The sequence below is a fragment of the Streptomyces sp. NPDC102406 genome (genome assembly GCF_044765725.1).
GTDB lineage: Bacteria > Actinomycetota > Actinomycetes > Streptomycetales > Streptomycetaceae > Streptomyces.
On record NZ_JBIWKP010000001.1, the window covers coordinates 229,364 to 254,752 of the forward strand.

General features: G+C 73.6%; 20 protein-coding genes. 9 read left to right on the forward strand and 11 right to left on the reverse strand.

The window, feature by feature from the left end; translation table 11 throughout:
• Positions 1 to 28: 28 nt before the first annotated feature.
• Together ACIRF8_RS01135 and ACIRF8_RS01140 are read right to left on the reverse strand one after the other, a co-directional pair.
• A complete protein-coding gene (locus tag ACIRF8_RS01135; RefSeq protein ID WP_404209601.1) occupies positions 29 to 2,191 on the reverse strand; it encodes a serine/threonine-protein kinase in 2,163 nt (720 codons plus the stop codon).
• 85 nt (positions 2,192 to 2,276) lie between these two features.
• Positions 2,277 to 3,446, reverse strand: coding sequence for a thiolase C-terminal domain-containing protein (locus ACIRF8_RS01140; protein ID WP_404209603.1), 1,170 nt, complete (start codon positions 3,444 to 3,446; stop codon positions 2,277 to 2,279).
• Between the two features lie 102 nt (positions 3,447 to 3,548).
• Between ACIRF8_RS01140 and ACIRF8_RS01145 the strand changes: the two genes are divergently transcribed.
• The gene (locus tag ACIRF8_RS01145) at positions 3,549 to 4,742 is read left to right on the forward strand and encodes an acyl-CoA dehydrogenase family protein (RefSeq protein WP_404209605.1); all 1,194 of its coding nucleotides are present in this window, start codon (positions 3,549 to 3,551) and stop codon (positions 4,740 to 4,742) included.
• Positions 4,742 to 5,224, forward strand: a complete 483-nt coding sequence (locus ACIRF8_RS01150; RefSeq protein ID WP_404209607.1) for a nitroreductase family deazaflavin-dependent oxidoreductase — start codon at positions 4,742 to 4,744, stop codon at positions 5,222 to 5,224. Before ACIRF8_RS01145 ends, ACIRF8_RS01150 begins: the two co-directional genes overlap by 1 nt.
• 105 nt (positions 5,225 to 5,329) lie before the next feature.
• Here the strand turns inward: ACIRF8_RS01150 and ACIRF8_RS01155 are convergent, their stop codons facing one another.
• Positions 5,330 to 5,977: a TetR family transcriptional regulator gene (locus ACIRF8_RS01155; RefSeq protein WP_404209609.1), complete on the reverse strand. Its 648-nt coding sequence runs from the start codon at positions 5,975 to 5,977 to the stop codon at positions 5,330 to 5,332.
• 145 nt (positions 5,978 to 6,122) lie between these two features.
• Here ACIRF8_RS01155 and ACIRF8_RS01160 point away from each other — a divergent pair, with 145 nt between their 5' ends.
• Together ACIRF8_RS01160 and ACIRF8_RS01165 are read left to right on the forward strand one after the other, a co-directional pair.
• Positions 6,123 to 6,857, forward strand: a complete 735-nt coding sequence (locus ACIRF8_RS01160) for a VOC family protein (protein ID WP_404209611.1) — start codon at positions 6,123 to 6,125, stop codon at positions 6,855 to 6,857.
• 183 nt (positions 6,858 to 7,040) lie between these two features.
• Positions 7,041 to 9,401 carry a PQQ-binding-like beta-propeller repeat protein gene (locus tag ACIRF8_RS01165; RefSeq protein WP_404209613.1) on the forward strand — a complete coding sequence of 787 codons (2,361 nt, stop codon included), beginning with the start codon at positions 7,041 to 7,043 and terminating at the stop codon, positions 9,399 to 9,401.
• Here the strand turns inward: ACIRF8_RS01165 and ACIRF8_RS01170 are convergent.
• Positions 9,398 to 10,069, reverse strand: a complete 672-nt coding sequence (locus ACIRF8_RS01170) for a hypothetical protein (protein WP_404209615.1) — start codon at positions 10,067 to 10,069, stop codon at positions 9,398 to 9,400. The genes ACIRF8_RS01165 and ACIRF8_RS01170 overlap by 4 nt on opposite strands.
• 100 nt (positions 10,070 to 10,169) lie before the next feature.
• Between ACIRF8_RS01170 and ACIRF8_RS01175 the strand changes: the two genes are divergently transcribed.
• Positions 10,170 to 10,808 carry a hypothetical protein gene (locus ACIRF8_RS01175; RefSeq protein ID WP_404209617.1) on the forward strand — a complete coding sequence of 213 codons (639 nt, stop codon included), beginning with the start codon at positions 10,170 to 10,172 and terminating at the stop codon, positions 10,806 to 10,808.
• 3 nt (positions 10,809 to 10,811) lie between these two features.
• Here ACIRF8_RS01175 and ACIRF8_RS01180 read toward each other — a convergent pair whose 3' ends face one another.
• From ACIRF8_RS01180 to ACIRF8_RS01190, 3 genes are read right to left on the reverse strand one after another with little or no spacing between them, the layout of a single operon-like run.
• Complete coding sequence (locus ACIRF8_RS01180; protein ID WP_404209618.1) at positions 10,812 to 11,585, reverse strand: enoyl-CoA hydratase/isomerase family protein; 774 nt, start codon at positions 11,583 to 11,585, stop codon at positions 10,812 to 10,814.
• Entirely contained in the window at positions 11,582 to 12,037 is a 456-nt protein-coding gene (locus ACIRF8_RS01185; protein ID WP_404209620.1) for a Zn-ribbon domain-containing OB-fold protein, read from the reverse strand. The genes ACIRF8_RS01180 and ACIRF8_RS01185 overlap by 4 nt, the downstream gene beginning before the upstream one ends.
• Positions 12,038 to 12,094: 57 nt before the next feature.
• On the reverse strand, positions 12,095 to 13,258 hold the full coding sequence (locus ACIRF8_RS01190; protein ID WP_404209622.1) for a lipid-transfer protein: 1,164 nt from the start codon (positions 13,256 to 13,258) through the stop codon (positions 12,095 to 12,097).
• A gap of 115 nt (positions 13,259 to 13,373) precedes the next feature.
• Here ACIRF8_RS01190 and ACIRF8_RS01195 point away from each other — a divergent pair, with 115 nt between their 5' ends.
• Entirely contained in the window at positions 13,374 to 14,963 is a 1,590-nt protein-coding gene (locus ACIRF8_RS01195; RefSeq protein ID WP_404209624.1) for a FadD3 family acyl-CoA ligase, read from the forward strand.
• 5 nt (positions 14,964 to 14,968) lie between these two features.
• Here ACIRF8_RS01195 and ACIRF8_RS01200 read toward each other — a convergent pair whose 3' ends face one another.
• The gene (locus ACIRF8_RS01200) at positions 14,969 to 15,625 is read right to left on the reverse strand and encodes a nucleoside/nucleotide kinase family protein (protein WP_404209626.1); all 657 of its coding nucleotides are present in this window, start codon (positions 15,623 to 15,625) and stop codon (positions 14,969 to 14,971) included.
• 40 nt (positions 15,626 to 15,665) lie between these two features.
• Complete coding sequence (locus ACIRF8_RS01205) at positions 15,666 to 16,424, reverse strand: DUF4232 domain-containing protein (protein WP_404209628.1); 759 nt, start codon at positions 16,422 to 16,424, stop codon at positions 15,666 to 15,668.
• Between the two features lie 187 nt (positions 16,425 to 16,611).
• On the opposite strand from ACIRF8_RS01205, the gene ACIRF8_RS01210 reads away from it, so the two are divergent.
• Together ACIRF8_RS01210 and ACIRF8_RS01215 are read left to right on the forward strand one after the other, a co-directional pair.
• The gene (locus ACIRF8_RS01210) at positions 16,612 to 17,934 is read left to right on the forward strand and encodes a helix-turn-helix domain-containing protein (RefSeq protein WP_404209630.1); all 1,323 of its coding nucleotides are present in this window, start codon (positions 16,612 to 16,614) and stop codon (positions 17,932 to 17,934) included.
• A gap of 96 nt (positions 17,935 to 18,030) precedes the next feature.
• Positions 18,031 to 19,227, forward strand: coding sequence for a PLP-dependent aminotransferase family protein (locus tag ACIRF8_RS01215; protein ID WP_404209632.1), 1,197 nt, complete (start codon positions 18,031 to 18,033; stop codon positions 19,225 to 19,227).
• Here the strand turns inward: ACIRF8_RS01215 and argS are convergent, their stop codons facing one another.
• Together argS and ACIRF8_RS01225 are read right to left on the reverse strand one after the other, a co-directional pair.
• Positions 19,228 to 20,994: an arginine--tRNA ligase gene (gene argS, locus ACIRF8_RS01220; protein ID WP_404209634.1), complete on the reverse strand. Its 1,767-nt coding sequence runs from the start codon at positions 20,992 to 20,994 to the stop codon at positions 19,228 to 19,230.
• Positions 20,995 to 21,108: 114 nt separating this feature from the next.
• Entirely contained in the window at positions 21,109 to 23,418 is a 2,310-nt protein-coding gene (locus ACIRF8_RS01225; RefSeq protein ID WP_404209636.1) for a PA14 domain-containing protein, read from the reverse strand.
• A 128-nt stretch (positions 23,419 to 23,546) separates the two neighbouring features.
• Here ACIRF8_RS01225 and lysS point away from each other — a divergent pair, with 128 nt between their 5' ends.
• Positions 23,547 to 25,331 (forward strand): lysine--tRNA ligase, encoded by a 1,785-nt coding sequence (gene lysS, locus ACIRF8_RS01230; RefSeq protein ID WP_404209638.1) that lies wholly within the window; start codon positions 23,547 to 23,549, stop codon positions 25,329 to 25,331.
• The last annotated feature ends 58 nt before the right edge of the window (positions 25,332 to 25,389 follow it).

A 25,389-nucleotide genomic window follows, 5' to 3' on the forward strand; every position in this document is an offset into this window, starting at 1 on the left:
CGGCGGGGCGGCGGTGCGAAGCAGGCTGTCAGTCGCGGGTCAGGGACGCCACCGTGCCCAGCACCTTCCAGGCGCCCGCCGTCCTGCGCTCCACCCACACCGGGCGTACCGCGTCCGTGTCCAGTCGGCGGACGGTGTAGTCGCCCTGGAGGCCGTGGACCCGGGCGTCCGGCACGCCCTCAAGCACGTGGGCGCGCGCGGCGTCCGCCGAGGTGTCGCGGGCGGCGCGCGCCCGGAACGCCGCGACGACGGCCTGGACCGCCTCGAACTCCTCCAGCGCCCCCGGCCGCGTCATCAGGGGTCCTACGCGGGAGCAGAGGGCGGCGTCCTGAGCGCAGTCCGCGTGCCGGTACGGGGAGTCGGAGACGGTGCGGAAGCGGTGGACGCCGGTCGGCACGGAGTCCTCGGCGCGGTCGCCCGCGGCGAGGGAACAGTCCCGCAGCCGGTCCGGGGCCAACACCACCCGGCCGCCGAACCCGGCCTGCCGCAACCGGCCGACATCCCTCCCCGGCGTGCGGCTGTCCTCCAGATAGACGGTGTCCGGGCGGGCCCGGCGAAGCAGCGTCTCCAGCGCGGCCGGGGCCAGAGCGGTGGGGCGGTGATCGTGCGCCGTGTACGCGAAGCCCGCTCCGCGTGCCGCGGCGAAACGGGCGGCGAGTGCGCGCCGGTGGGGTGCGCCCGGCCGCCGCACGGACCCGTCCGGGCCGGACGTCGCCACCCCCATGGCCAGGAGTCGCCTGGTGTGCAGGGTCCGCTCCAGGTAGGTGCCGAACTGTTCGCCGAACCGGTCGTCGGGCTGGCCGAGCCCGACGAACCCCTTCCCGCGCCGGGCCCTGGAGCCCGGCGGGTCCTGGCAGGTCTGCACGAAGGCGATGTCCCGGTACGGTCCGCGCAGCCCGCCCGGATCTCCGACGGCCGCGACGACGCCGGGATGCCGTGCCACCAGCTCCCGGACGGTGAGCCGGTCGGCGTGCGGCACGGCGACGATCCTGAGCGGCGACGGCCCCGCGTAGGCGCCGAGGGCCCGCTCGGCCGCGCGGGTGTCGACCCGGGCGCCCCGGCTGACGACGGCGATCCGGAAGACGGGCGGTGGTCCGGTCGCCGCGCCGGTGATGCCGGGCCGCGGCGCCGCCCCCTCACCGTCCATGGCGGCGGGCACGGCCACCCCAGCCCCCACACAGGCCAGCGCGACGGCCCCGACGAGCAGCCCCCGCCGCCTACGGGGCCGCGACGCGGGCGGGGCGGGGCTCGGCGGTGGGCTTGGGTCCGGGTCCGGGGCGGGGTCCGGGACGGTGGCGGGCTGGGCCGAGCCGCCGCTCGTCAGTGCCGTGAGCGTCGTCAGCGTCGCGAGCGCCGTCGGTGCGTCCCGGGGCCGGTCCTCGGGTCGCTTGGCCATCAGCGCCGCGATCAACTCGTCCACGTCGGACGGTACTTCGGGACGTGCGCGGCCGGGACGCAGCGGGGTGTCGTGCAGGTGGTTGTACATGACCCCGGCGGGCGGCCCGTTGAACGGGGGCCGTCCGACGAGGAGTTCGTACAGGACGCAGCCGAGCGCGTAGAGGTCGATCCGCCCGTCGCCCGGCTCCTGCCGGAACCGTTCCGGTGCCATGTACAGCACGCTCCCGATCGGCAGCGTCCCCGTCCGGGTCAGTCGGGTCGCGGCCTCCGCGCCCTCCAGGAACGCGGCGATCCCGAAGTCGAGGATCTTGACGGTGCCGTGCGGGGCGTCGGCGCGGGGCGGCGTGACCATGATGTTGGCGGGTTTGATGTCCCGGTGGACGATCCCGGCGGCGTGTGCGACGGCGAGGCCGCGCAGGGTCTGCCGGGCCCATTCCAGGGCGCGGTCCACGGGCACGCGTACGTCGCGCCGCAGCACCTGTCGCAACGACTCCCCGTCGATCAACTCCATGACCAGGTACGGGGAGGAGGTCCCGGTGGTTTCGTCGGTGCCGTGGTCGTGGACGGTCACGACGTGCGGGCTCGACAGCGCCGCGACCGCCCGCGCCTCACGCCGGAAGCGGCGCAGCAGTTCGTGCCGTTCGCCCGCCGCGATGTCGTCCGGCGGCGCGAAGAGTTTCAGGGCGACGAGCCGCCCCAGCTCCTCGTCGTGGGCGCGCCACACCTGCCCCATGCCGCCGGAGCCGATGGTCGCCATGAGCCGGTAGCGGCCGCTGAGCAGTCGTCCCCGCATAGCGTCCGAAGCTAGGGCCGGAATCGTCGGCTCGGCATATCGGGGCGGATCTCGATGCGTAACGGTTGCGCTTCGGCGGGGCCGGTCAGTCCCGGCCCAGCACCACCGTTCCCGCCGAGCAGAACCATCCGCCCGTACCGGAGGCCACCGCGAGCGCGGGCGGGGAGCCGTCCGGCCGGTGCACCTGGTGTCCGCCCGCCTCGCCGCGCAGTTGCCGTACGGCCTCCACCAGCAGGAACAGGCCGCGCATGCCGGGATGCTGGGCGGAGAGGCCGCCGCCGTCCGTGTTGGTCGGCAGCGCGCCGTCGTGGCGCAGGCGTCCCTTCTCCACGAACGGGCCGCCTTCCCCCTTGGCGCAGAAGCCGAGGTCCTCCAGCGTCACCAGCGTCATGTAGGTGAACGCGTCGTAGATCTCGGCGATGTCGATGTCGCCGGGGGTGACACCGGCTCGTTCGAAGGCCAGTCGGCCGCTGACGGCGGCGGGTGAGACGGTGAAGTCGTCCCACTGGGACATCGTCGTGTGCGAGACGTACTCGCCCGATCCCAGGACCCACACCGGGGCCTTGGCGCAGTCGGGCAGCAGGTCGTCGGCGACGAGGAGGACGGCCGCGCCGCCGTCGGAGCGGACGCAGCAGTGCAGCAGGGTGAACGGATCGGCGATCATCGGCCCCGACAGGACGTCGTCGACGCCGAGGGGCGCGCGGTACAGGGCGTCCGGGTTGCGGGCCGCGTTCGCCCGGGCCTGCACGGCGACCTGGGCGAGCTGGTCAAGGGTGGTGCCGTACGCGTACATGTGGCGGCGGGCCGCCATCGCGTACTTGGCGATGAGGGTGTGGCCGTAGGGGACCTCGAACTGGAGCGGGCCCCGCGCCCCGAACGACAGGTTCGCCGTGCGCCGTCCCGCCCTGATGTCGGCGCGGGCCGTCGAGCCGTAGACGAGGAGGACGGCGCGGGCGTGCCCGGCGGCGATGGCGTCCGCCGCGTGGGCCGCCATGACCTCCCAGGTGGCGCCGCCGACCGAGGTGGAATCGACCCAGCGGGGCCGCAGCCCCAGGTACTCGGCGACCTCGGCCGGGGCGAGCGTGCCGAGGCCCGCGCTCGCGAATCCGTCGACGGCGTCCGGGGTGAGCCCCGCGTCGGCGAGCGCGCGGCGCGCGGCCTGGGCGTGCAGGGTGTAGGGGGTGGCTTCGTCGACGCGGCCGCAGTCGGAGAGGGCGACACCCGCGACGGCGGCCTTGCGGAGGGGGCCGGTCATAAAGCTGACGGTACATCAGATGTTCTGCCGCGTAACCGGGTTCGGCCCTGGGCAATCATGACCCCGAGCCCTAATATGACGGCCCGTCAGGAAGGGGCCCGCATGGACGCCAGGTTCACCGAGGAACAGCAGGAGATCCGCCGCACCCTGCGCGCACTCACCACCGAACGCTGCACCCCGGACGACGTCAAAGCCGCGACCCGCACCCCGTCCGGCCAGGACCGCCCCCTGTGGGCCACCCTCGGCGCGGAACTCGGTCTTGCCGGTCTCGCCCTGTCCGAGGAGCACGGCGGTGTCGGCGCCACCGTCACCGAACTCGCGCTCGCCGAGGAGGAGCTGGGGCGGGTCCTCGCACCGACGCCCCTGTTCGCCACCAGCGGTCTCGCCACCCCGCTGATCACGGCTCTCGGCAGCGAGGAGCAGCAGGCGGCGCTCCTCCCGCGGATCGCCGACGGCAGCCTGACCGCGGCCCTCGCCGTCCCCGGCACCGGGCTCGCCACCGCCCTCGGACTCGTCGCCGACAACGCGGGCGACTGGGCGGGCGGCGGCCGGGCGGGCGGCGTCCAGGCCACCCGGCGAGGCGACGGCTGGCGGCTCTACGGGCAGGCCGGGCAGGTCCTCGACGGGCACAGCGCCAAGCTGCTCCTCGTCGCCGCCCACACCGGCGGCTTCGTCCGCTCCCGCACGCTGCTGTTCCTCGTCCGCGACGACGCCCACGGCCTCGTCCGCACCCGGCAGACCTCCCTCGACGAGACCCGCCCGCAGGCCAGGCTCGAACTGCGGTACGTGGCAGCCGAGTTGCTGGGCGGCGAGGACGCGGACGTGGCGGGGGCGCTCGCCGCGACCGGCGACACCGCCGCCACGCTGCTCGCCGCGGAGGCCGTCGGCGCCGCCGACCGGGCCCTGGAGCGTACGGTCGAGCATGTGAAGGCGCGCGAGCAGTTCGGGCGCCCCATCGGCTCCTTCCAGGCGGTCAAGCACCGCCTCGCCGACGTGTACGTACAGGTGCAGGCGGCGCGCTCGGCCGCGTACTACGCCGCCTGGGCCGCGGGCGTCCGGGGCGGTGAGCGCGTCGGCGGGCTCGCGCTCGCCCAGGGCCTGGAAGCCCTGCGGACGGCCGCCGCCGAAGCCGTCCAGTTGCACGGCGGCATCGGCTTCACCTGGGAACACGACGCGCACCTGTACCTGAAGCGGGCCACCGGCGACGAACTGCTCTTCGGGCCCGTCCATCTGCTGCGGGCGCGCGCGGCCCGGGCCGCCGACCTGTTCGCGCCCGGCGCGGAGGTGGGCGTCTGATGGCCCCGCCCGGCGTCCGGCTCGTCCAGAAGGTGTCGTCGACCAGGGCGTTCGCCCGCGTCGCCCCGCACGTCGTCCCGGCCCTCGACCGTGCCGTCCACCGGCTCACCCGCGGGAAGGTGCTGCTCAGCGCCCAGATGCTGCCGGGTGTGGTGCTGAGCGTGCGCGGCGCGAGGAGCGGGGTCGTGCGGCACACCCCGCTCGCCTGCATGCCCGAGGGCGCGGGGACGTGGCTGCTGATCGGGTCGAACTTCGGTCGGCCGGGCCACCCGGCCTGGACGGCGAACCTGCTGGCCCACCCCGACGCGGAGATCAGCCTGCGGGGCGAGGACGTACCCGTGACGGCCCGGCTGCTGGGTGGCGCCGAACGCGAGGAGGCGTGGGCGGCAGCCGTGCGGTTCTGGCCGCCGTACGCGGCGTACCAGGCACGCGTGGGCCGCGAGATCAGACTGTTCCGGCTCGAAAGGCGTCGAAGCGGGTGAAGCAACGGCGGCGGTCCGCGAGGAACACGCGGACCGCCGCCGTACGACAGGACCAGGAACGAAAGAGAGAAAGAAAAAGAAAGAAAAAGAGAGAAAGGGGAGGCGCTACCTCGTCGGCTTCTTCCCCGTCACGCCCAGGAACACCAACAGAGCCAGGTTCGGCCTGAGTTCGGCCTGCTTGACGCCCCAGCTCTGGAAACCCTTCTGGTGCGAGGCGACCGCCGCGAGCATCGCGACCAGGGAACCGGCCACCGCCGCCGGGCTCACGTCCTTGTCGACCTTGCCCTTGTCCTGGAGCTCCTTGACCGCGTCCGCAAGGGAGTTGTTCACCGAGTTCAGGATCTTCATACGGAGCTTGTAGAACCGCTTGTCGCCCTCGGCCGCCCCGAGGTCGACGACGCGCAGGATCGCGTCATTGCGGCGCCAGAACTCCAGGAACCCGTCCACGAGCTCCTGGGCGGTGGCCCAGCCGGCCTTGCCGACCCAGGAACGGTCGGCGACCAGATCGGTCAAGCCCGCTCCCTCGGCGGCCATTTGCTCGGCGATCTCCAGGACGGCACCCTCGACGTCCGGGAAGTACTGGTAGAAGGTCGCGGGCGAAGTGCCCGCCTTCCGGGCGACATCGATGACTTTGACGTCCCGGTAGGGCGAGGAGCTGAGCATCTCGCCGAGGCAGTCGAGCAGCTTCTGACGTGTCGCCTGACCACGCCGTCCGGCCACACGGCCGTCGACGGTACGTACTTGTCCTGTCATGCCGTCAGCTTACCGAGGGGTGATCGGAGCGCGATCTGACCGACTGCAAATGGGGTTGGGGCCCCTGCCTGCCGGACAAAAGCGGCGACCGGGGGGCCCGAATCCGGCCAGACGTTCGCATGTGAACCACCGGGCCGGGGCCGCCGTGGCTAGCGTCTACGCCATGCTGCCGGACTTCCCCGAAGGCGCCCCGTGCTGGGCCGACGCCCGGCTGCCCGACGTCGAGGCGGGCAAGCGCTTCTACGGCGACCTCTTCGGGTGGGCCTTCGACGAGGGCGCGGGCGCCGAGCGCGGCTTCTACACGGCGGCGTACAGCGAGGACCGGGCCGTCGCCGCCCTCGCCCCCGGGCCTCCGGCCTGGCGCGTGCACTTCGCGGTACGGGACGCCTACGCCGCCGCCGAACGGGTCGTCGCGGCCGGTGGCCGCCTCGTCTCGGGGCCGGTCTCCGACGGCGCCGTGGCCACCGTGGCGCTCGCCGCGGGACCCGACGGAGCGCTGTTCGGCCTGTGGCAGGCGGGCAGCCACCAGGGCTTCGAGCGGACCGGGGCGCCCGGCGCCCTCTGCCGCGTCGAACTGCGGACCCCCGACGCGGCCCGCGGTGACAGCTTCCGCGCGGCCGTGTTCGGCACCCCTGCCACGGCCGACGCGCGGCTGTGGCGGTCCGGCGGGCCCGCCGCTCCCGAGGTGAGCCGCCGCCTGGTCCCCGGGCGGGCCGCCCGCTTCCTGCCGCACTTCGGTGCGGCCGACGTCCCCGGCGGTTGCGCCGAGGCGGTCCGGCTCGGCGCACGGGTCCTTCAGGCACCGCACGAGTCCCCGTACGGGCCCCTCGCGGTCCTCACCGACGACCAGGGCGCCGCGTTCGCCCTGTGCGCCGTCTGAGAACGGCCGGGGCGGGCCCGTGACACCCCGATATGCCCCCAGGTTCGCCACCGGCGCCTCGGACAGGAAGAATCAGGGTGCGTGCCGCCGTAGCACTGCGGTGGTGAGACGCTGACGGGGGCCGTATGTGCGACCGACCTGGACCCTCGGGGTTCCGGCATCGCACGGGGAGGTGGCAGGCAAGTGATGGATCAGCTTACGCAGCACGATCCGAGGAGGATCGGGCCGTTCGAGGTGCTGGGACGGCTGGGTGCGGGCGGCATGGGTCTGGTCTATCTGGCACGCTCGGCGTCCGGCCGGCGCGTGGCCATCAAGACGGTGCGCACGGAACTGGCCGAGGACCAGCTCTTCCGGGTGCGCTTCACCCGCGAGGTCGAGGCGGCCCGCGCGGTGTCCGGCTTCTACACGGCCGCCGTCGTCGACGCCGACCCGCGCGCGGCCGTGCCCTGGCTCGCCACCGCCTACGTGCCCGCGCCCTCCCTCGAGGAAATAGTGAATGAGTGCGGGCCGCTGCCCGCCCAGGCGGTGCGCTGGCTCGCGGCGGGCGTCGCCGAGGCGCTCCAGTCCATCCACGGCGCGGGCCTCGTCCACCGCGACCTCAAGCCGTCGAACGTCCTGGTCGTCGAGGACGGGCCGCGCGTCATCGACTTCGGTATCGCGTCCGGCGTCTCCAACACCCGCCTGACCATGACCAACGTGGCCGTGGGCACGCCCGCGTACATGTCGCCCGAGCAGGCGAAGGACTCCCGCAGCGTCACCGGCGCGAGCGACGTGTTCTCGCTCGGCTCGACCCTCGTCTTCGCCGCGACCGGGCACGCCCCCTTCCACGGCGCGAACCCCGTCGAGACGGTCTTCATGCTGCTGCGCGAGGGCCCCGACCTGGAGGGCCTGCCCGCCGAGCTGCGGCCCCTCATCGAGTCGTGCATGCAGATGGACGCCACGCGGCGCCCCTCGCCCGCCGACCTCCAGGCGCAGCTCGCACCGCACCTGTTCGGCTCCGGCAGCGACGACAGCGGCACGGCGTCGGCGTGGCTGCCCGAGCGGTCCGTCGCGCTGATCGAGGCGCGCCGCGGCGGCCGGACCGTCGTCAAGCCCCCGGCCGGCCGCACCCCGGGACACGGCGCCCGGGTGCCCGCGATGCCGGACCGCCCGCCGGGCCCCGGCTCCGCCGACCACCGGCGCCCCGCACCGGCCATGGCGGGGACGGGGTTCGGCGCCGACGGCCCCGTCCGGCTGGCCGGGGCGCGGGTGCCGATCGGGCCCGGGCCGCGGGTCGCCGACGCGCGCGCCGCCGCCGTGAAGGCGCCCCCGGCCGCGTCGGGCCTCGCCGCGTCCTGGTCCCGCGCCACCTCCCCCGCGCCCGGCCTCAACGGCACGACGGACCCCGTCGTGCCCGCGCCCGCCCAGGCCGAGGGCTCCGCGTGGCGGCCCTGGCGGTTCCGTATGTCGAACGACGTGTGGGGCACCCCGAACGTCGCCGGTGACCTCGTCTACGTCACCTCCTTCGAGGTCCACGCGCTCGACGTGGCGACCGGGCGGCGCCGCTTCAAGACCCGCGACGTCGCCTGGTCCATGGCCGTCGCCGACGGCCGTGTCCACGCCTCCGACGGCCCGACCCTGTGGGCGCTCGACGCCCGCGAGGGCGGCGACCTGTGGCGGCTCCAGACCGACGCCTGGGTGTACGCGCTCCGGGCCGACCGCGGCACCGTCGTCACCGGCACCCGCGGCGGCGGCGTCCAGGCCCGCGAGGCCGCGAGCGGCGACAAGCTGTGGGAGATCACCGGCTGCCAGACCGACTTCGAGTCGCCCGAGGCGGGGCCCGTCGTCCACGACGGCACGGTGTACGTGTGGCAGGACGCGCGCCTGCGCGCCCTGGAGGCGCGCACGGGCGAGGAGCGCTGGTCGTACCCGATCGGCGACGCGGCGTCCTGCGGCGGCGTCCCTGTCCGGCTCACCCCGGCCTCCGACGGCCACGTGTACGTCGCCGCGGGCACCCGCGTCCTCGCCCTGGAGACCGGCTCCGGGCGCGTCCGCTGGCACTTCGAGGCGCCCGCGGTGTTCCTGTCGCCGCCCGCCTTCGCGCCGGGACCCGCGGTGACCGGCGGCGGCGTGTACCTCGCCGACCACCTCGGCACGGTGTACGCGCTCGACGCCACGGACGGCCGTGACCGCTGGCGCATCGCGACGGAGGCGCGGCCCGCGTCGACCGACCCGGTGCTGGTCGCCCAGGGCCATGTGCACGTGGGCAGCGGCCACGGCCTGTACACCCTGGACGCCGTGACGGGGACGCCGAAGTGGCGTTTCCAGGCGGGCGGGGAGATCGTCGGCTCGCCGGTGGTCGCCGACGGGCGGGTGCACTTCGGCTCGACGGACCACCTGCTGTACACGCTGAAGGCGGACGACGGCCGACTGCGCTGGAAGCTCGCCACCGGCGGCGAGATCACCGGTACCCCGGTCGTGCGCGACGGCGTGGTGTACGCGTGCAGCAAGGACCGGTGCGTGTACGCCCTGGACGCGGAGAAGGGGACCGGGACGAGCCGCTAGCGCGGCCGGCCGTCGTCGGGTGGGGCCGCCTGCGGGGCACTCGTGTCGTCCCACACGGGCGGCCGTTCGGGTGGCTGGGGGAGCGGCTGGGTCCGGTCGGCGTCCGCGCCCCAGTGCACCGGCGGCTGCGGTTGCGGCTGTCCCAGGGTGCCGAGGGTCTGGGTGGGCGTCCGGTCCTGTTCGGTCGCGGCCCACGCCTGCGGGTCGTGCCCTTCGGCGGGGGCGGGCGCGGGCTCCCGGTGCCCGCGGTGGCGCCGGCCGCGCATGACCAGCGCGCCGATGACGAGCAGCAGCCCGCCGCCGAGGGCGCCCGCCACCCCGTCGCCGAGCCCGTTCCCGTTCGCCGTGAGGACCAGCTCGCCCTCGGCCTGCGCCACGCGCACCATCCACAGCACGGTCACCGCCAGCACGAGCAGGCCCGTCAGGGCGACCAGCGGCCGGGACCGCAGCAGGATGCCCAGGAGCGCGAGCAGCGCGAGGACCACGAAGGGCAGGAACGCGGAGCCGAACAGCTCCGCTCGGGCGCCGGTGACCCCGCCGCCCGAGAACAGGTCTCCGAGGCGGTAGTCGCGGCCACGACGGCCGTCGTACCAGGCGCGGAAAGGGCTCCAGACGGTGGCCGCCGCCCCGACGAGAGCCAGGACCGATCCGACGATGTTGCGCAGCATCACAGCCTCCTCCGTCGGGCTTTCGACGCTACGCCGGGTACCCGCGGGGTGCCACGCGGCAGTCGTGTGCCGGTAGGGTCCCCGGGTGATGAAACGGGGAATGAAGCTGACGGCTGTCGCGGCGATGGTGGTACTGGCCCTGACGGGTTTCTCCACCGGCCGGGGGCACGGGGGTTCGCACGGGCACCGGAGCGGCGGCGGGGGCGGCGGATGCAGCAGCTCGTCGCAGAGCCACGACAGCTCGTCCGGCTCGTCGGGTTCGTCCGGCTCCGGCGGGTCCTCCGGCTCCTACGACTCCTCCGATGACTCCGACGACTCCGACGACTCCTCCGTGGACCCGTACGGTTCTTCGGGATCGTACGGCTCGTCGGGGTCGTCCGGTTCGTCGGGCGACAGCGGCACCACGCGGCGGCGGCCCGGGTACCGGTCCACGCCGTCGTCGTCCTCCGGCGGCGGACGGACGACGACGCAGGACGGCACCGCGCGCCTGATCGCCTGCGCCGACGCGGTGACGCCGTACGCCACCGTCGAGGTGCGCAATCCCAACAGCAAGTACGTGCGGTTCGCCGTGGACGTCCGCTTCCTCGACGCGGACGGCGACACGGTCAAGCAGGTGTTCCACGAGGTCAAGGTGGACGCGAAGGGGAGGACGAGGGCGAAGGTGCCGGTCGGGGGCGACGACCTGGCGGCCCGGGTGGACCACTGCGAGGTCGACCGGACCGCCACCCCCTCGGGCTGACCCTCACCGCACCCGGAACCCGCCCGGCGACCGGGACGTGAACAGCTCGGCCTGCCGCTCGGGCGGCAGGCTGCCGAGGGCGATCAGGTGCGGGGCCTGGGCGAAGGCGTGGGCGCGGGCGGTCTCCGTGGCCGCCCACACCGCCCGCACCGTGCCCTGCACCGCCTCCGTCGGGCATCCGGCGACGGTGGCGGCGCACGCGAGTGCCGCCTCCAACGCCCCGCCCGGCGCGGTGACTTCACTGACCAGGCCGATCTCGTGGGCCCGCCGCGCCGACATCCGCTCCGCCGCCCCCATCAGCGCGAGCCGCGCCACCTCGCCGGGCGGCATGCGCTGCGCGAGGTGCATCGCCTCGTACGCGTTGACCATGCCGTACGTGGTGTGCGGGTCGAAGAACGTGGCCGTCTCGTCCGCGATCACGAACTCCGCCTCGGCAAGGAGGTAGAACGCCCCGCCGCAGGCCATGCCCCGGACGGCGGCGATGACCGGCTTCCACAGGTCGTTGGCCTTCGGGCCGACTCGCAGGAGCGGATCGTCCGTGGAGAAGGGGGAGCCGGGCTGCGGGGCGGCGGTGGAGCGGTCGATGCCCGTGCAGAACGCGCGGTCCCCCGCGCCGGTCAGGACGATCGCCCGTACGGTGTCGTCGAAGCGGAACCTGCGCCAGGCGGCGGCCAGTTCGTCGGCGGTGGCGGCGTCGATCGCGTTGAGGCGGTGCGGGCGGTCCAGGGTGACCACGGCCACCCCGGTCTCCTTGTCGGTCTCCGTGCGCAGGGTCACGGCCGCTCCAGGACCCAGCGGGGCAGTGCGAAGCCGTCGACCCGCGCGAAGACGACCTGCACCTTCGCGCCGATCCTGATGCGGTCCGGGTCGACCGAGTCCAGGCGGGCGTCGGCCGAGGCGACCAGGTTGCCGACGAGACGGATGCGGGGGGCGTCCGCGAGTTCGACGACGATCGCGTTGTAGGGGGCCTGCGCGGCGTAGGCGGGGAGCAGCGGCGGGTGCGGGACGACGTAGGACCAGATGCGTCCCTGGCCGCTCATCGCGCGCCATTCGCTGTCGAAGGACCGGCAGTGCGGGCAGCAGGGGCGGGGCGGGAAGCGGAGTTCCGCGCAGGCCGGGTCGGCGCAGGCCTGGATCCTCAGTTCGCCGCGTGCCGTGTAGGCCCAGAAAGGGGCGCCGTCGTCGTCGGGGGTCGGGGTCAGTAGGGCGGATGGGGGAGCGTCTGCCATGTCGCTGTCCTTTGCCGGGTGCCCGGTTCGTCGTGGTCGCTCGCGCACTTCCAGGCCCTACGGGGCTCTCAGCAGCACCGCCGATGTGGGGACCCCTTCGCCCGCTGTCACCAGGCAGGTCCGTGCGTCCGGGATCTGGGCCGTGCTGGTGCCGCGCAGTTGCTTCACGCCCTCGTTGATGAGGTTGAAGCCGTGGACGTACGCCTCGGAGAGGCCGCCGCCGCCGGTGTTGATGGGCAGCCGCCCGCCGATCTCCAGGGCGCCGCCCTCGGTGAACGCGCCGCCCTCGCCGCGTCCGCAGAAGCCGTAGCCCTCCAGGGAGAGCGGGATGAGCGGGGTGAACGCGTCGTAGATCTGGGCCACGTCGATGTCCTCGGGGGTGAGGTCGGCGTGCTTCCACAGGTGGCGGGCGGCCGTCCAGGCGGGGCCGGTGAGCGGGTCGTCGTTCCAGTAGTTGACCATGCCGTGGTGCTGGGCGGGCAGGCCCTGGGCGGCGGAGTGCACGTAGACCGGCTTGTGGCGGCAGTCGCGGGCGCGTTCGGCGGAGACCAGGACGCAGGCCAGCGCCCCGTCCGTCTCCAGGCAGTTGTCGTAGAGGCAGAGCGGTTCGCTGATCCAGCGGGCCGTCATATACATGTCCCGGGTGAGGGGACGCTCGTACATCATCGCGGCGGGGTTCTGGTTGGCCCGGTTGCGGCAGGCGAGGGCGACGTTGAAGAAGTGGTCGCGGGTGGCGCCGTACTCGTGCATGTAGCGGCGGGCCAGCATGCCGATCTCGTCGGCGGGCCGCAGCAGCCCGAACGGCCGGGTCCACTGGGCGGGCGTGGGGAGTTGGGCGGTGGTGCTCCTCCACGGGCGGGGGCCGCTGCCCCGTTTCCGTGAGCGCCAGGCGACGCCGACGCTCGCCTGTCCCGTGGCGATGGCCGAGGCGAGATGGGCGAGGGTCGCGCAGGAACCGCCGCCGCCGTAGCCGACCTTGCCGAAGTACGTGACGTCACCGGCGCCGATGGCCTTCGCGAGCTCGACCTCGTCCGTCTCCTCCATCGTGTACGAGGCGAAGGCGTCGACCTCGGACGGCGCGATGCCCGCGTCGTCCAGCGCGGCGACGACCGCCCGGCACGCCAACGTCTTCTCGGACTCGGGGAGTTGCTTCGCGAAGCCCGTCTGTCCTATGCCGACGATGGCCGTCGCGTCCTTGATGCCTGCCGTCGCGTGCGCCATGGACACCCCTGACTGGAATCCCGGTGTGCTGACAGCGCGTCAGGCTACAGCTAATCTGACGGATAGTCAGCTACGGTGCCCGGCCGCCGCGGTGGTGGTCGTGGAGGGGAGCGCGATGCGTACGGACGGCGGCACAGCGGCCGGGAGCGACCCGCGGACCATCCCGGAGCTGGTGCGCGACGCCGCCCGGCGCCACGCCGACCGGGAGGCCGTCGTCGAGGGCCGCACCCGGGTCACCTACGCGCAGCTCGGCGAACGCGTCGAACGGGCCACCGCGGCCTGCGTCGCCGCGGGCGTGGAACCCGGCGACCGCGTCGCGATCTGGGCCCCCAACACCCTCGACTGGATCGTCGCCGCGCTCGGCGCGGTCGGCGCGGGCGCCGTCCTCGTCCCCCTCAACACCCGCTTCAAGGGAGCCGAGGCCGCCGACGTCCTGGCCCGCTCCCGGGCCCGCCTCCTCTTCGTCACCGGCACCTTCCTCGGCACCTCCTACGTGGCCTCGCTGCGCCGCGCGCACCAGGCGGGCGCCGAACTCCCCTGCCTGGAACAGGTGGTGGTGCTCGGCGACACCGCGCCCGACGTGCCCGGGTACCGCACCTGGAAGGAGTTCCTGGCCGCCGGGGACACGGTGACCGACAAGGACGCGCGGGCCCGCTCCGACGCCGTCGCCCCGGCGTCGGCCTCGGACATCATCTTCACCTCCGGCACCACCGGGCGGCCCAAGGGCGCGGTCATCACCCACGCGCAGACCGTGCGCGGCTACGAGATCTGGTCGGACCTCGCGGGCCTGCGCGAGGGCGACCGCTACCTCATCGTGAACCCGTTCTTCCACACCTTCGGCTACAAGGCGGGCATCATCGCCTGCCTCACGCGCGGCGCCACGATGGTCCCGCAACCCGTCTTCGACGTCGACACGGTCCTCGCCAACATCGCCGCCGAACGCATCTCCGTGCTGCCGGGACCGCCCACCCTGCACCAGGCCCTGCTCGACCACCCGGGCCGCGACGCCCACGACCTGTCGGCGCTGCGGCTCGTCGTGACGGGCGCGGCCGTGGTGCCGCTGCGCCTGGTCGAGCGGTTGCGCGGTGAACTGCGCGTCGACACGGTGCTCACCGCCTACGGCCTGTCCGAGGCGAGCGGCATCGTCACGATGTGCCGGCGCGGCGATCCCGCCGAACGGATCGCGGCGACCTCCGGGCGGGCGATCCCCGGCACCGAGGTACGGGTCGACTCGGCCGCCCCCGGCGAACCCGGGGAGGTCCTGGTCCGCGGCTTCAACGTCATGCGCGGCTACTTCGAGGACCCCGCCTCGACGGCCGAGGCGATCACGGCCGACGGCTGGCTGCGCACGGGCGACGTCGGGGTCATGGACGCGGACGGCTACCTCCGCATCACCGACCGCATCAAGGACATGTACATCGTCGGCGGCTTCAACGCCTACCCGGCCGAGACGGAGCAACTGCTCGGCCTGCACCCGGACATCGCCGACGTGGCGGTCGTCGGCGTACCGGACGGCCGTCTCGGCGAGGTCGGCAAGGCGTACGTGGTCCGGCGGCCCGGCGCGCTCCTCACCGCCGACGACCTGATCGCCTGGGCCCGCCGCGAGATGGCCAACTACAAGGTGCCGCGGCACGTCACCTTCGTACCGGAACTGCCGCGCAACGCGAGCGGCAAAGTCGTCAAGGGGGAGCTGCGCGGCCGGTGACCCGCTCAGGCGCCGGGGCGGCGGCCGAGGAGAGGCAGGTCCACCACCAGGTCGGCCCGTTCGCGGCCCGGGGCCACCCGGCGGGCGTTCGCCTCGTCCGAGCGCAGGACCCAGTCGCGGGCGGCGGACGGGGACTTGCCGAAGGCGACGTGGCGGGCGGTCAGCCGCTCGACGCGCAGGGCGTCGTCCACGGACACCCACCACACCTCGTCGAGGAGCGGGCGCACCCGCGTCGACCACGGCTCCTCGTCCAGGAGCAGGTAGTTCCCCTCGGTCACCACGAGCGGTACGTCCGGCTCCACCGGCAGCGCCCCCGCGAGCGGCTGCTCAAGGTCCCGTTCGAAGGACGGCGCGTACACCGTCTCCCCGGGACGCGGCGCCCGCAGCCGCGCGAGGAGCGCCGCGTACCCGTGCGCGTCGAAGGTGTCAGGGGCGCCCTTGCGGTCGGCCCGGCCGAGCCGGGCCAGTTCGGCGTCGGCCAGGTGGAAACCGTCCATGGGCACGAGCACCGCCAGACCGTCCAGGGCCCGCACGAGAGCCCCGGCGAGCGTGGACTTGCCCGCGCCCGGTGGGCCCGCCACCCCGAGGACGCGGCGCGATCCTGTGGCGGCCAGGGTGCGGGCGCGGGCGGCCAGTTCCTCGACATCGGCGTACGACTGCATGGACGACAGCCTGCACCACGCCCCGCGTCGACGGCCCACCTCACCAGGTCAGCGCGGCGTCCATCGACGTCTGCCAGTACGTGACCTTGACCGAGTCGTCCAGGTAGACGCCCCCGGCGGGGAGCGCGGGCCGCGCGGCCTTCCCGTCGTAGCCGGAGTGGCCCTTGGGACCCGCGAAGTGCACGGTGAGGGACTTCGCCGTGTAGCCGTGGGAGCCGCTGCCGTCCGCCGATGCGAGGGCGACGCCCGCATAGCCGGACTGGCCGGGCGCCAGCGAGACCACCGCCTGCGGCTGGGACTCCTCGATGACCGGCGGCACGGACTGGGCGCCCGTGAACTGCACCGCCGGGTAGTAGTACAGATCGCAGGCGGTCGAACCGGTGTTGGTGACGGTGAGCAGCATGTGGTTCACGGGACGGTTGACCGGTGCGGCCGTGGTCCGCGTGATGGAGGCGTCGCAGACGACGCGCTTGCCCGGCGCGGCCGGCTCGGCGGCGCCCGGCTTGTTCGCGGCCGGTGCCGAGGCGGACGGCTTCGGGGCGGCGGGCGCCGAGGCGGTGGGCTTCGGAGCGGCCGTGGCGGACTGCGAACCGGCCGGGGCGGGCTGCGTGCCGGCGGGCTTCGTGTCCGACACGGTGGAGGCGGAACCGGCGTTGCCCGCCGACGCGCCCTCGTCCTTGACGCCCGAGCCGTCGTCGCACGCGGTCAGCGAGAACGCGGCTAGGGCGACACCCGCCGCGGCGGTGGCGAGACGGGCACGACGAACACGACGGGTACGGGAGGTACGGATGCTGGACATGCGGGAGATCCCCTTCGGTGCTGCGGTGGGTGTGGTGCTTGGATGACCAGAGCTTGTGCGGCGATCCGTCCCAGCCGCCACGAGCCACGGGCAGTACGGGACACTGGAACGCTGGAACACGCTTTGACCAGGGGAAACGCGGACCGCCTGGAACGCTGGGGCGGGACGCGGGGGAACGGAGGAACGGGTGTCAGGGGAGAGCACGCAAGGCGCCGCGGACGCGTTCGCGGCGCGGCTGCGCGAGCTGAAGGACCGTTCGGGGCTCAGCTACGGCACGCTGGCCAAGCGGCTGCACATGAGCACGTCCACACTGCACCGCTACTGCAACGGCACGGCCGTGCCGACGGACTACGCCCCGGTGGAGCGCCTGGCGCGGCTCTGCAAGGCCACGCCGCAGGAACTCGTCGCCCTGCACCGCCAGTGGGTCCTCGCGGACGCGAACCGGGGACGCCGAACCGCTGCCACCACCCCGCCCGAGGCCCTCACCGCGCCGGACGAGACACCGGAGTCCTCAAAGACCCCGGCGCCCGCGCAGACGTCCGCCGACAGCGCGCCGCCCCCCGAGGACATCGACCTCCCCGGCGCCGCCGAACCCCCCGCCCGGTCCCGCCGCAGGCCCACCGCTCTGGTGGCCGGTGTCGCCGCCGTCACCGTGCTCGGAGCCGTCGTCCTCGCCGTGAACCTGCCCTCCGGCGGCGACAAGGACGCCGCGCGCCGGACGGCGGCCGGGGCGACGGCACCGAGCGGGCGGGGCGCGGCGGACCGGGCACCGTCCCGCCCGCCGACCGCCTCCGCGTCGACCTCACCGTCGGCGTCCACATCGGCCACCGGCTCCGCCGCGCCCTCCGCGCCCACGGGGCGGAAGGCCCCGCCGGCCGCGCGGCCCTCCCGCTCCACCACCGCCCCCACCGGCACCCCCCTCACTGTCAGCACCCGTCCCTACGTCTACGAGAGCGCGTGCAGCCAGCACTTCCTCGTCGACAGCGGACCGGCCCAGATGGGGCCGCCCGCCGGTGAACAGGACGCCCAGCGCTGGGCGTCCGCGTACGGCGCGGTCTCCTCCGGCGAACAGCGCGTGGGCCTCACCGTGCAGGGCACCGGGCACGACACCGTCGTCCTGGAAGCGCTGCACGTCCGCGTCGTCAGCAGCGGCGCCCCGCTCGCCTGGAACGACTACTCGATGGGCGTCGGCTGCGGCGGCGGCGTGGAGACCAAGTCGTTCGACGTGAACCTGGACGCGGGCACCCCGACCGCCCGCGCCGCCCACGGGCAGCGCGACTTCCCGTACAAGGTCAGCGAGTCCGACCCCGAGGTCTTCTACCTCACCGCCCGCACCAGGACCCGTGACGTCCGCTGGGACCTCAGCCTGGAATGGTCCAGCGGCGACCGCCGCGGCACCGTGCACATCGACAACGCGGGCACCGCGTTCCGCACCAGCGCGAACACCGGCCGCCCCGGCTACGACTACCCGCTGGGCGGCGGCGAGTGGATCGAACGGGTGGGGGGATAACCCGGGGCCGTCGTCCGGATCGCGGAAAGGCCGGTGCACAGGACACCGATCTCTCTAGGGTCGCGGGAGACACCCGCCAGGAAGGACCCCGCGACCATGACCGCCACCGTGCCACCCGCCTCGCCCGCCGCCCGCGTCGCCACCACCGGCGGCTCGCCGATCCGGGCCATCCTGGCGGTGACCGCCCGCCCCGAGGTCATCAACTTCGCGGGTGGCCTGCCGGCGCCCGAACTCTTCGACACCGACGGCATCGCCGCCGCCTTCGCCCACGTCCTCGCCGAGAACCCGCGGCGCGCCCTCCAGTACTCCACCACCGAGGGCGAACCCGCCCTGCGCGAGGCGCTCGCCGCCCGCACCACGGCCCGCTCCCTGCCCACGACCGCCGACGACCTGCTCGTCACCACCGGCTCCCAGCAGGCCCTGTCCCTCCTCGCCACCGCCCTCGTCGAACCCGGCGACACCGTCTTCGTCGAGAACCCCTGTTATCTGGCGGCCCTCCAGACGTTCCGCTTCGCCGGGGCCCGCGTCGTCCCCGTCCCCTGCGACGCCGACGGCATCGACCCGGACGCCCTCGACGCGCTCGTCACCGCGCACCGGCCCAAGCTGCTCTACACGGTGCCGACGTTCCAGAACCCGACCGGCCGCACCCTGCCCGCCGACCGCCGCGCCGCCGTCGCCGAGGTCGCGGCCCGCCGCGGACTGTGGATCGTCGAGGACGACCCGTACGGCGAACTCCGCTTCGAGGGCGACCGCGTCCCCTGGATCGCCGCCCACGAAGGCGCCCGCGACCGCACCGTCCTGCTCGGCTCCTTCTCCAAGGTGATGGCGCCCGGACTGCGCCTGGGCTGGCTGCGCGCCCCGGAGGAACTGCGCCGCGCCTGCGCCGTCGCCAAACAGGCCGCCGACCTGCACACCCCGACCGTCAACCAGCTCGCCGCCGCCCGCTACCTGGCCGACAGCGACCTCGACGCGCACGTCGCGAAGGTCGCCGCGGAGTACGGGACACGCCGCGACGCGATGCTCGCGGGGCTGGCCGACGCGCTGCCCGACGGCTCCACCTGGACCCGCCCCGAAGGCGGCATGTTCCTCTGGGCGCGGCTCCCGGACAGCGGTGCGTACGACTCGACCGCCCTGCTGAGCAAGGCGGTCGAACACGAGGTGGCCTACGTCCCCGGCGCCCCGTTCCACAGCGCCGAGCCCGACCCAAGGACCCTGCGACTCTGCTTCGTGACCCAGACCCCGCGGGAGATCGCGGAGGGCCTGCGACGCCTGGGCCGGGCGCTCAGGGGTTGATCAAAGGCGCTCGGGGGTCCGGATGCCCAGCAGGGCCATGCCCTGGTGGAGCGTCCGGGCCGTCAGGTCGCAGAGGAACAGCCGGTTCTCGACCTGCTCCGTCGTCTCCGCCTTCAGCACCGGGCACTGGTCGTAGAACGTCGTGTACAGCGACGCCAGTTGGTACAGGTACGCGGCCAGCTTGTGCGGCGCGTACTCGGCCGACGCCTCGTAGACCAGATCGCCGAACGCGTCCAGGTGCAGGCCGAGCGCCCGCTCCGCCGGGGCCAGCGCGACCTCGGGGTGCGCGGCCGGGCTCACACCCGCCGCCTTGCGCAGGATCGACTTGATCCGCGCGTACGCGTACTGGAGGTAGACGCTCGTGTCGCCGTTCAGCGACACCATCTGGTCCAGGTCGAACTTGTAGTCCCGGTTCGCCGACGTCGACAGGTCCGCGTACTTCACGGCGCCGATCCCGACGTAGCGCCCGTTCTCGACGATCTCGTCCTCGGACAGGCCGACCTTCTCGGCCTTCTCGCGCACCACGGCGGTGGCCCGCTCGACGGCCTCGTCGAGCAGGTCCTCCAGCTTCACCGTCTCACCCGCACGCGTCTTGAACGGCTTGCCGTCCGCGCCGAGCACCGTGCCGTAGCCCATGTTGTGCGCGGTGACCTTCTCGCTCAGCCAGCCCATCCGGCGGGCCGCCTCGAAGACCATCTTGAAGTGCAACGACTGCCGCACGTCCACGACGTACAGGAGCGTCGTCGCGTCCAGCTCCGTGACGCGGTTCCGGATCGCCGAGAGGTCGGAGGCCGCGTAGCCGAAGCCGCCGTCCGCCTTCTGCACGATCAGCGGCACCCGCTCGCCGTCCTTGCCGCGGATCTCGTCGAAGAACACGACGAGCGCGCCCTCGGAACGCACCGCGACACCCGACTCCTCAAGGAGCCGCGCCGTCTGCGGCATCATGTCGTTGTACGCCGACTCGCCGACGATCTCGTCGTCGCGGATCTCCATGTCGAGCTTCTCGAAGACCGAGTAGAAGTAGACCTTCGACTCGTCGACGAACCGCTGCCACAGGTCGAGGGTCTCCTTGTCGCCGGACTGGAGCGCCACGACCCGCTTGCGGGCCCGCTCCTTGAACTGCTCGTCCGTGTCGAAGACCGCGCGCGACGCCTTGTAGACCCGGTTCAGGTTCGACATGGCCTGCTCGCCGTCGACGTCCGTGGCCGGGGCCAGCACGCCGGGGTTCTCGATCAGGTACTGGATGAGCATGCCGAACTGGGTGCCCCAGTCGCCGATGTGGTGCCGGCCGATCGTCCGCTCGCCGGTGAAGTCGAGCATGCCCCGCAGCGCGTCGCCGATGACCGCCGAGCGCAGGTGGCCGACGTGCATCTCCTTCGCCACGTTCGGCTGCGCGTAGTCGATGACCGTGACGCCCGGGTTCTCCTTCAACGGCACGCCGAGCCGGTCGCCGTCGGCGGCGCGCGCGGCGAGCGTCTCGGTGATCGCCCGGTCGGTGACCGTGACGTTCAGGAAGCCGGGCCCCGAGACCTCGACGTCGGCGAGCAGCTCACCCTTGACGATCTTCTCCACGACCTGCGCGGCCAGCTCCCGCGGGTTCGCCTTCGCCTTCTTGGCGAGGGCGAGGATCCCGTTGGCCTGGTAGTCGGCCCGGTCGCTACGTCGCAGCAGCGGGTCCGCGCCCGCACCGGCCTCGGGGAGGGCGGCACCGAGGGCGTCGGCGAGACGCTGATCGACGGAGGACGTGAGGGACGTGACCGAGGCCATGGAGTAGATGCCGTTCCGCTCGTAGGAGTCAGGTGTACCGAAAACGCCTCCAGTCTCCCACGGGGGCGGACGGGCGGTCGCATGGATTCCCGCCCGCCCCCGCCGGCCGCCGCGTCAGGCCGTGGGTGCCAGGGCCACGGCCGCGAGGGCCGGTGCCGACTCGGTGCCGTCCGCGTACACCGCGCTCACGCGGTAGTAGACGGCGGTGCCCGCCGGGGCCTGCTCGTCACGGAAGTGCCGGAACTCCGCCGTGTTCGGGTTCTCCAGCGCGCCGTCGGCGATCCGCTCGTACGCGCCAGAGGCCCGGTCCCAGCGGTAGACCCGGTAGCCGGTGGCGCCGTCGAGCGTGTCCCAGTTCAAGGCGGTGTCACCGGCGTTCACCGAGGCGTCGAGGCCGGTCACGGGGGAGCCCGGCGCGGTCGCCTCCGCGGGCCGGGTGTCCTGCTCGGCCGCGTAGACGGTGACGGCCTCGCTGTAGTTGTTGGCGCCGTCCACCGCGCGCAGCTCCCAGCAGCGCTCCTCGCCGTCCGGCAGGCCCTCCGTGTCCTGGTACGACGTGGCGCCGCCCGCGAGGACCTCGGTGTTCCCGCCCGCGCAGGTGCGCACACCGTCGACCGTCTCGGGACGCCCGGCGCGCAGCCAGTAGGAGCGCAGGTCGGCGACGGCGGGGGCGTCCCAGCGCAGGGTCGTGCCCCACGCCTCGGGCGTCGCCGCGAAGCCGGAGGGGACCGGCGGCGCGACCGTGTCGTCGTACCGCACCGCCTTGGCGTAGCCGGACGTCACCCCGTTCCCGGCGACGGCGGCGACCGTGACGTAGCGGTCCGTCGAGCCACCGAAGTCGGTGAGCGTGCACACATACTCGACGTCCAGGGACGTCCGGGCCACCTCGACCGGCGCGCAGGCGCGCTGCGTGGTGCGCGCCGTGGACGCGCTGGAGCCCGAGTAGACCTTGAAGCCGCCGCTGTGGTCGTTGTCCGCCGCCACCTTGAAGCGCAGCTCCGGGCGGCCCTGCGCGTCGGGCTTCAGGCTGACGGGCGTCGGGGGCGCCACCTGCCGCGTCGCCGTGACGGTCGCCGGCTTCGACCGGTTGCCCGCCGCGTCGAACGCGTACACCGTGTACGTGCGCCGCACGCCCGGCTTCGCCGTGGTGTCCCGGTACTCGGCGGTCGTGGCGGTGCCGAGCAGGGCCGGGGCCGCGCCGCCGTCCGCGCCGTACACCTCCCAGCGCACCGCGCCGTCGGACGACGCGTTCCACGTCAGGACGGCTCTGTCGATGTCCGCCGTGGCCGCGAGCCCCGCCACCGCGCCCGGCGCCGTCGTGTCCGGCGTGCTCACCTTGACCGGCGTGGTGCGCGCCGAGGTGTTGCCGACGGCGTCGGTCGCGGACGCCGCGTAGTAGTACGTCCTGCTCTCGCCGGGCGTCTCGTCGTACAGGTACTGCTCGCCCGGGCTCTCGCGCAGGTCCATGGTGGCGACCGCGGTGAACGGGCCCGTCGCGGCGGTGGCGCGCCACAGCGTGAAGACGGGCCCCTCCGACGGCTGCACCTGGCCCAGCCAGACGTTGACGCGCGGCGTACCGAGATACGTGGAGACCGAGACGTCCGACGCGCGCACGGCCGGGACCGGCGGGGCCGTCTTGTCCGGCGGGGTGACGTACGGGCCGCAGGCGGTCTTGCCGTAGTTGGTCCACTTGTCCACGGCCTGGATGCAGAACCGATACTTCTGGCCGTCCTTCGGCAGCGCGTACGACGCGCTGGTGCCGGTGGTCGTCCACCGCGACACACCGCTCCCGACGGTCTCCACCAGGACCTCGTAGCGAGCGATGTCCAGCTCGCGGTTCTTGGTCCAGCGGGCGGTCGCCTTGCCGGTCGCCGCGTCGTACGAGGTACTGATGCCGGTCGGGGCGAGCGGTGCCTTGCTGTCCGACGAGGCGGGCCAGGCGAACTTCACCTGGGAAAGCCCCGTCCAGTTCGTGTGGTCGACGCGGACGGTGTGCGTGCCCGAGCCGACGCAGAACGTGCCGGGGACGCTGTTGCCGCCGTCACCGGTGTTCTTCCACTTGTCGACCTTGCGGACGCCGTCCACGTACAGCCGCAGGCCGTCCGTGCCGGAGAGGCGATAGGTGAAGCAGCCGCCCGAGCCGAAGTCACGGGTGAGCGACCAGCGCACCGAGAAGTTGTTCGTCGCCATGCCGGAGAGCGGCGCGCCGGTCCACTTCTGGTCGATGGTGGTGTCGCAGTCCGTCTTCTTCGGCGTCCCGGAGAAGGAGGTATTGCTGTAGAACGTCCGCTTGAAGGTGGTGTCGCCGCAGGTCACGGCGGCTACGGCGGAGGGCGCCGCGAGGACGACGCAGGCCGACGGCAGGGCTATGGAGAGCCCGGCGGCCCCCACGCGCAGCCCTGCGCGGAATCTGTCTGTGATCACGCAGAGAGGACTGACGCGGGGCCCTTGGGGTTGTACGGCGGACCTATCCGTTTTCCGGCACGAACCGTCGCGGGTGACAATGGGCGGGCCCGCCGACGTACCGGCGCGGCCCGGCGGATGTACTCCGTATGAGACAACGAGGAGAGAAGGACGTGCCGACCGTGGCTGACAGCAGCGCTCAGAGCGCCCAGCAGGCCGACTGGGTGTCGCGTTACGCGGACGATGTCATCGCCGAGTCCGAGCGCCGTGCCCCGGGCAAACCGGTCGTCGTCGCCTCCGGCCTGTCCCCGTCCGGCCCGATCCACCTGGGCAACCTGCGCGAGGTCATGACCCCGCACCTGGTCGCCGACGAGATCCGCCGCCGCGGGTACCAGGTCAGGCACCTGATCTCCTGGGACGACTACGACCGCTACCGCAAGGTCCCGAACGGGGTGCCCGGCACCGACGCGTCCTGGGCCGAGCACATCGGCAAGCCGCTGACCTCCGTGCCCGCCCCGGCCGGCTCCGCCCACCCGAACTGGGCCGAGCACTTCAAGGCCGCCATGGTCGAGGCGCTCGGCGCCCTCGGCGTGGAGTTCGACGGCATCAGCCAGACCGCGCAGTACACCTCGGGCGTCTACCGCGAGCAAATCCTGCACGCCATGAAGCACCGCGGCGACATCGACGCGATCCTCGCCCAGTACCGCACGAAGAAGGCCCCGGCCAAGCAGCAGAAGCAGCAGAAGCCGCTGGACGAGGCCGAGGTGGAGGCCGCCGAGGGCTCCGGCGCCGCCTCCGAGGACGACGGCAGCGGCGGCGCGGGCGGCTACTACCCGTACAAGCCGTTCTGCGGCCGGTGCGGCAAGGACCTCACCACCGTCACCTCCTACGACGACGAGACGACGGAGCTGTCCTACACCTGCACCCTCGACGGCTTCACCGAGACCGTCCGGCTCACCGAGTTCAACCGCGGCAAGCTGGTCTGGAAGGTCGACTGGCCGATGCGCTGGGCCTACGAGGGCGTGATCTTCGAGCCGTCCGGCGTCGACCACTCGTCCCCCGGCTCCTCCTTCCAGGTCGGCGGCCAGATCGTCGACCGCGTCTTCGGCGGCAAGCAGCCCATCGGCCCGATGTACGCCTTCGTCGGCATCTCCGGCATGGCGAAGATGTCGTCGTCCAAGGGCGGCGTCCCGACCCCGGGCGACGCGCTGGAGATCATGGAGCCGCAGATCCTGCGCTGGCTCTACGCCCGCCGCCGCCCCAACCAGTCCTTCAAGATCGCCTTCGACCAGGAGATCCAGCGGCTCTACGACGAGTGGGACAAGCTCGCCGCGAAGGTGGCGGACGGCTCCGCGCTGCCCGCCGACGCCGCCGCGTACAGCCGCGCCGTCGGCACCGCCGCCGGTGAACTCCCGCGCACCGAACGCCCCCTGCCCTACCGCACGCTGGCCTCCGTCGCCGACGTGACGGCCGGGGACGAGCGGCAGACGCTGCGCATCCTCGCCGAGCTCGACCCGGAGAACCCGGTCACGGACCTCTCCGTCGTCCGCCCCCGGCTCGACAAGGCCGAGGCGTGGGCCACCACGTACGTGCCCGCCGAATCGCGGACCATCGTCCGCGCCGAACCGGACACCGACGCCCTCGCCGCCCTCGACGAGGCGAACCGCCAGTCCGTCCGCCTCCTCCTGGACGGCCTGGACTCGCACTGGTCGCTCGACGGCCTCACCCACCTCGTGTACGGCGTCCCGAAGGTGCAGGCCGGCTTCCCCGCCGACGCCACCGCCAAGGAACTGCCCGCCGAGATCAAGGTGGCCCAGCGCTCCTTCTTCGCGCTGCTCTACCACCTGCTCGTGGGCCGCGACACCGGCCCGCGCCTGCCCACGCTGCTGCTCGCCGTCGGAGCCGACCGCGTGCGCAAGCTGCTCGGCGCCTGACCCGCCCGGCCGCAGGGAAGGGGCGGCACCGGAATCCACTCCGGTGCCGCCCCTTCCT

Excerpts from the sequence above, each read along its gene's own strand:
- ACIRF8_RS01135 (WP_404209601.1), bottom strand. The coding sequence starts at position 2,191 with ATGCGGGGACGACTGCTCAGCGGCCGCTACCGGCTCATGGCGACCATC.
- ACIRF8_RS01140 (WP_404209603.1), bottom strand. The coding sequence starts at position 3,446 with ATGACCGGCCCCCTCCGCAAGGCCGCCGTCGCGGGTGTCGCCCTCTCC.
- ACIRF8_RS01145 (WP_404209605.1), top strand. The coding sequence starts at position 3,549 with ATGGACGCCAGGTTCACCGAGGAACAGCAGGAGATCCGCCGCACCCTG.
- ACIRF8_RS01150 (WP_404209607.1), top strand. The coding sequence starts at position 4,742 with ATGGCCCCGCCCGGCGTCCGGCTCGTCCAGAAGGTGTCGTCGACCAGG.
- ACIRF8_RS01155 (WP_404209609.1), bottom strand. The coding sequence starts at position 5,977 with ATGACAGGACAAGTACGTACCGTCGACGGCCGTGTGGCCGGACGGCGT.
- ACIRF8_RS01170 (WP_404209615.1), bottom strand. The coding sequence starts at position 10,069 with ATGCTGCGCAACATCGTCGGATCGGTCCTGGCTCTCGTCGGGGCGGCG.
- ACIRF8_RS01175 (WP_404209617.1), top strand. The coding sequence starts at position 10,170 with ATGAAGCTGACGGCTGTCGCGGCGATGGTGGTACTGGCCCTGACGGGT.
- ACIRF8_RS01185 (WP_404209620.1), bottom strand. The coding sequence starts at position 12,037 with ATGGCAGACGCTCCCCCATCCGCCCTACTGACCCCGACCCCCGACGAC.
- ACIRF8_RS01190 (WP_404209622.1), bottom strand. The coding sequence starts at position 13,258 with ATGGCGCACGCGACGGCAGGCATCAAGGACGCGACGGCCATCGTCGGC.
- ACIRF8_RS01195 (WP_404209624.1), top strand. The coding sequence starts at position 13,374 with ATGCGTACGGACGGCGGCACAGCGGCCGGGAGCGACCCGCGGACCATC.
- ACIRF8_RS01200 (WP_404209626.1), bottom strand. The coding sequence starts at position 15,625 with ATGCAGTCGTACGCCGATGTCGAGGAACTGGCCGCCCGCGCCCGCACC.
- ACIRF8_RS01205 (WP_404209628.1), bottom strand. The coding sequence starts at position 16,424 with ATGTCCAGCATCCGTACCTCCCGTACCCGTCGTGTTCGTCGTGCCCGT.
- ACIRF8_RS01215 (WP_404209632.1), top strand. The coding sequence starts at position 18,031 with ATGACCGCCACCGTGCCACCCGCCTCGCCCGCCGCCCGCGTCGCCACC.
- argS (WP_404209634.1), bottom strand. The coding sequence starts at position 20,994 with ATGGCCTCGGTCACGTCCCTCACGTCCTCCGTCGATCAGCGTCTCGCC.
- lysS (WP_404209638.1), top strand. The coding sequence starts at position 23,547 with ATGAGACAACGAGGAGAGAAGGACGTGCCGACCGTGGCTGACAGCAGC.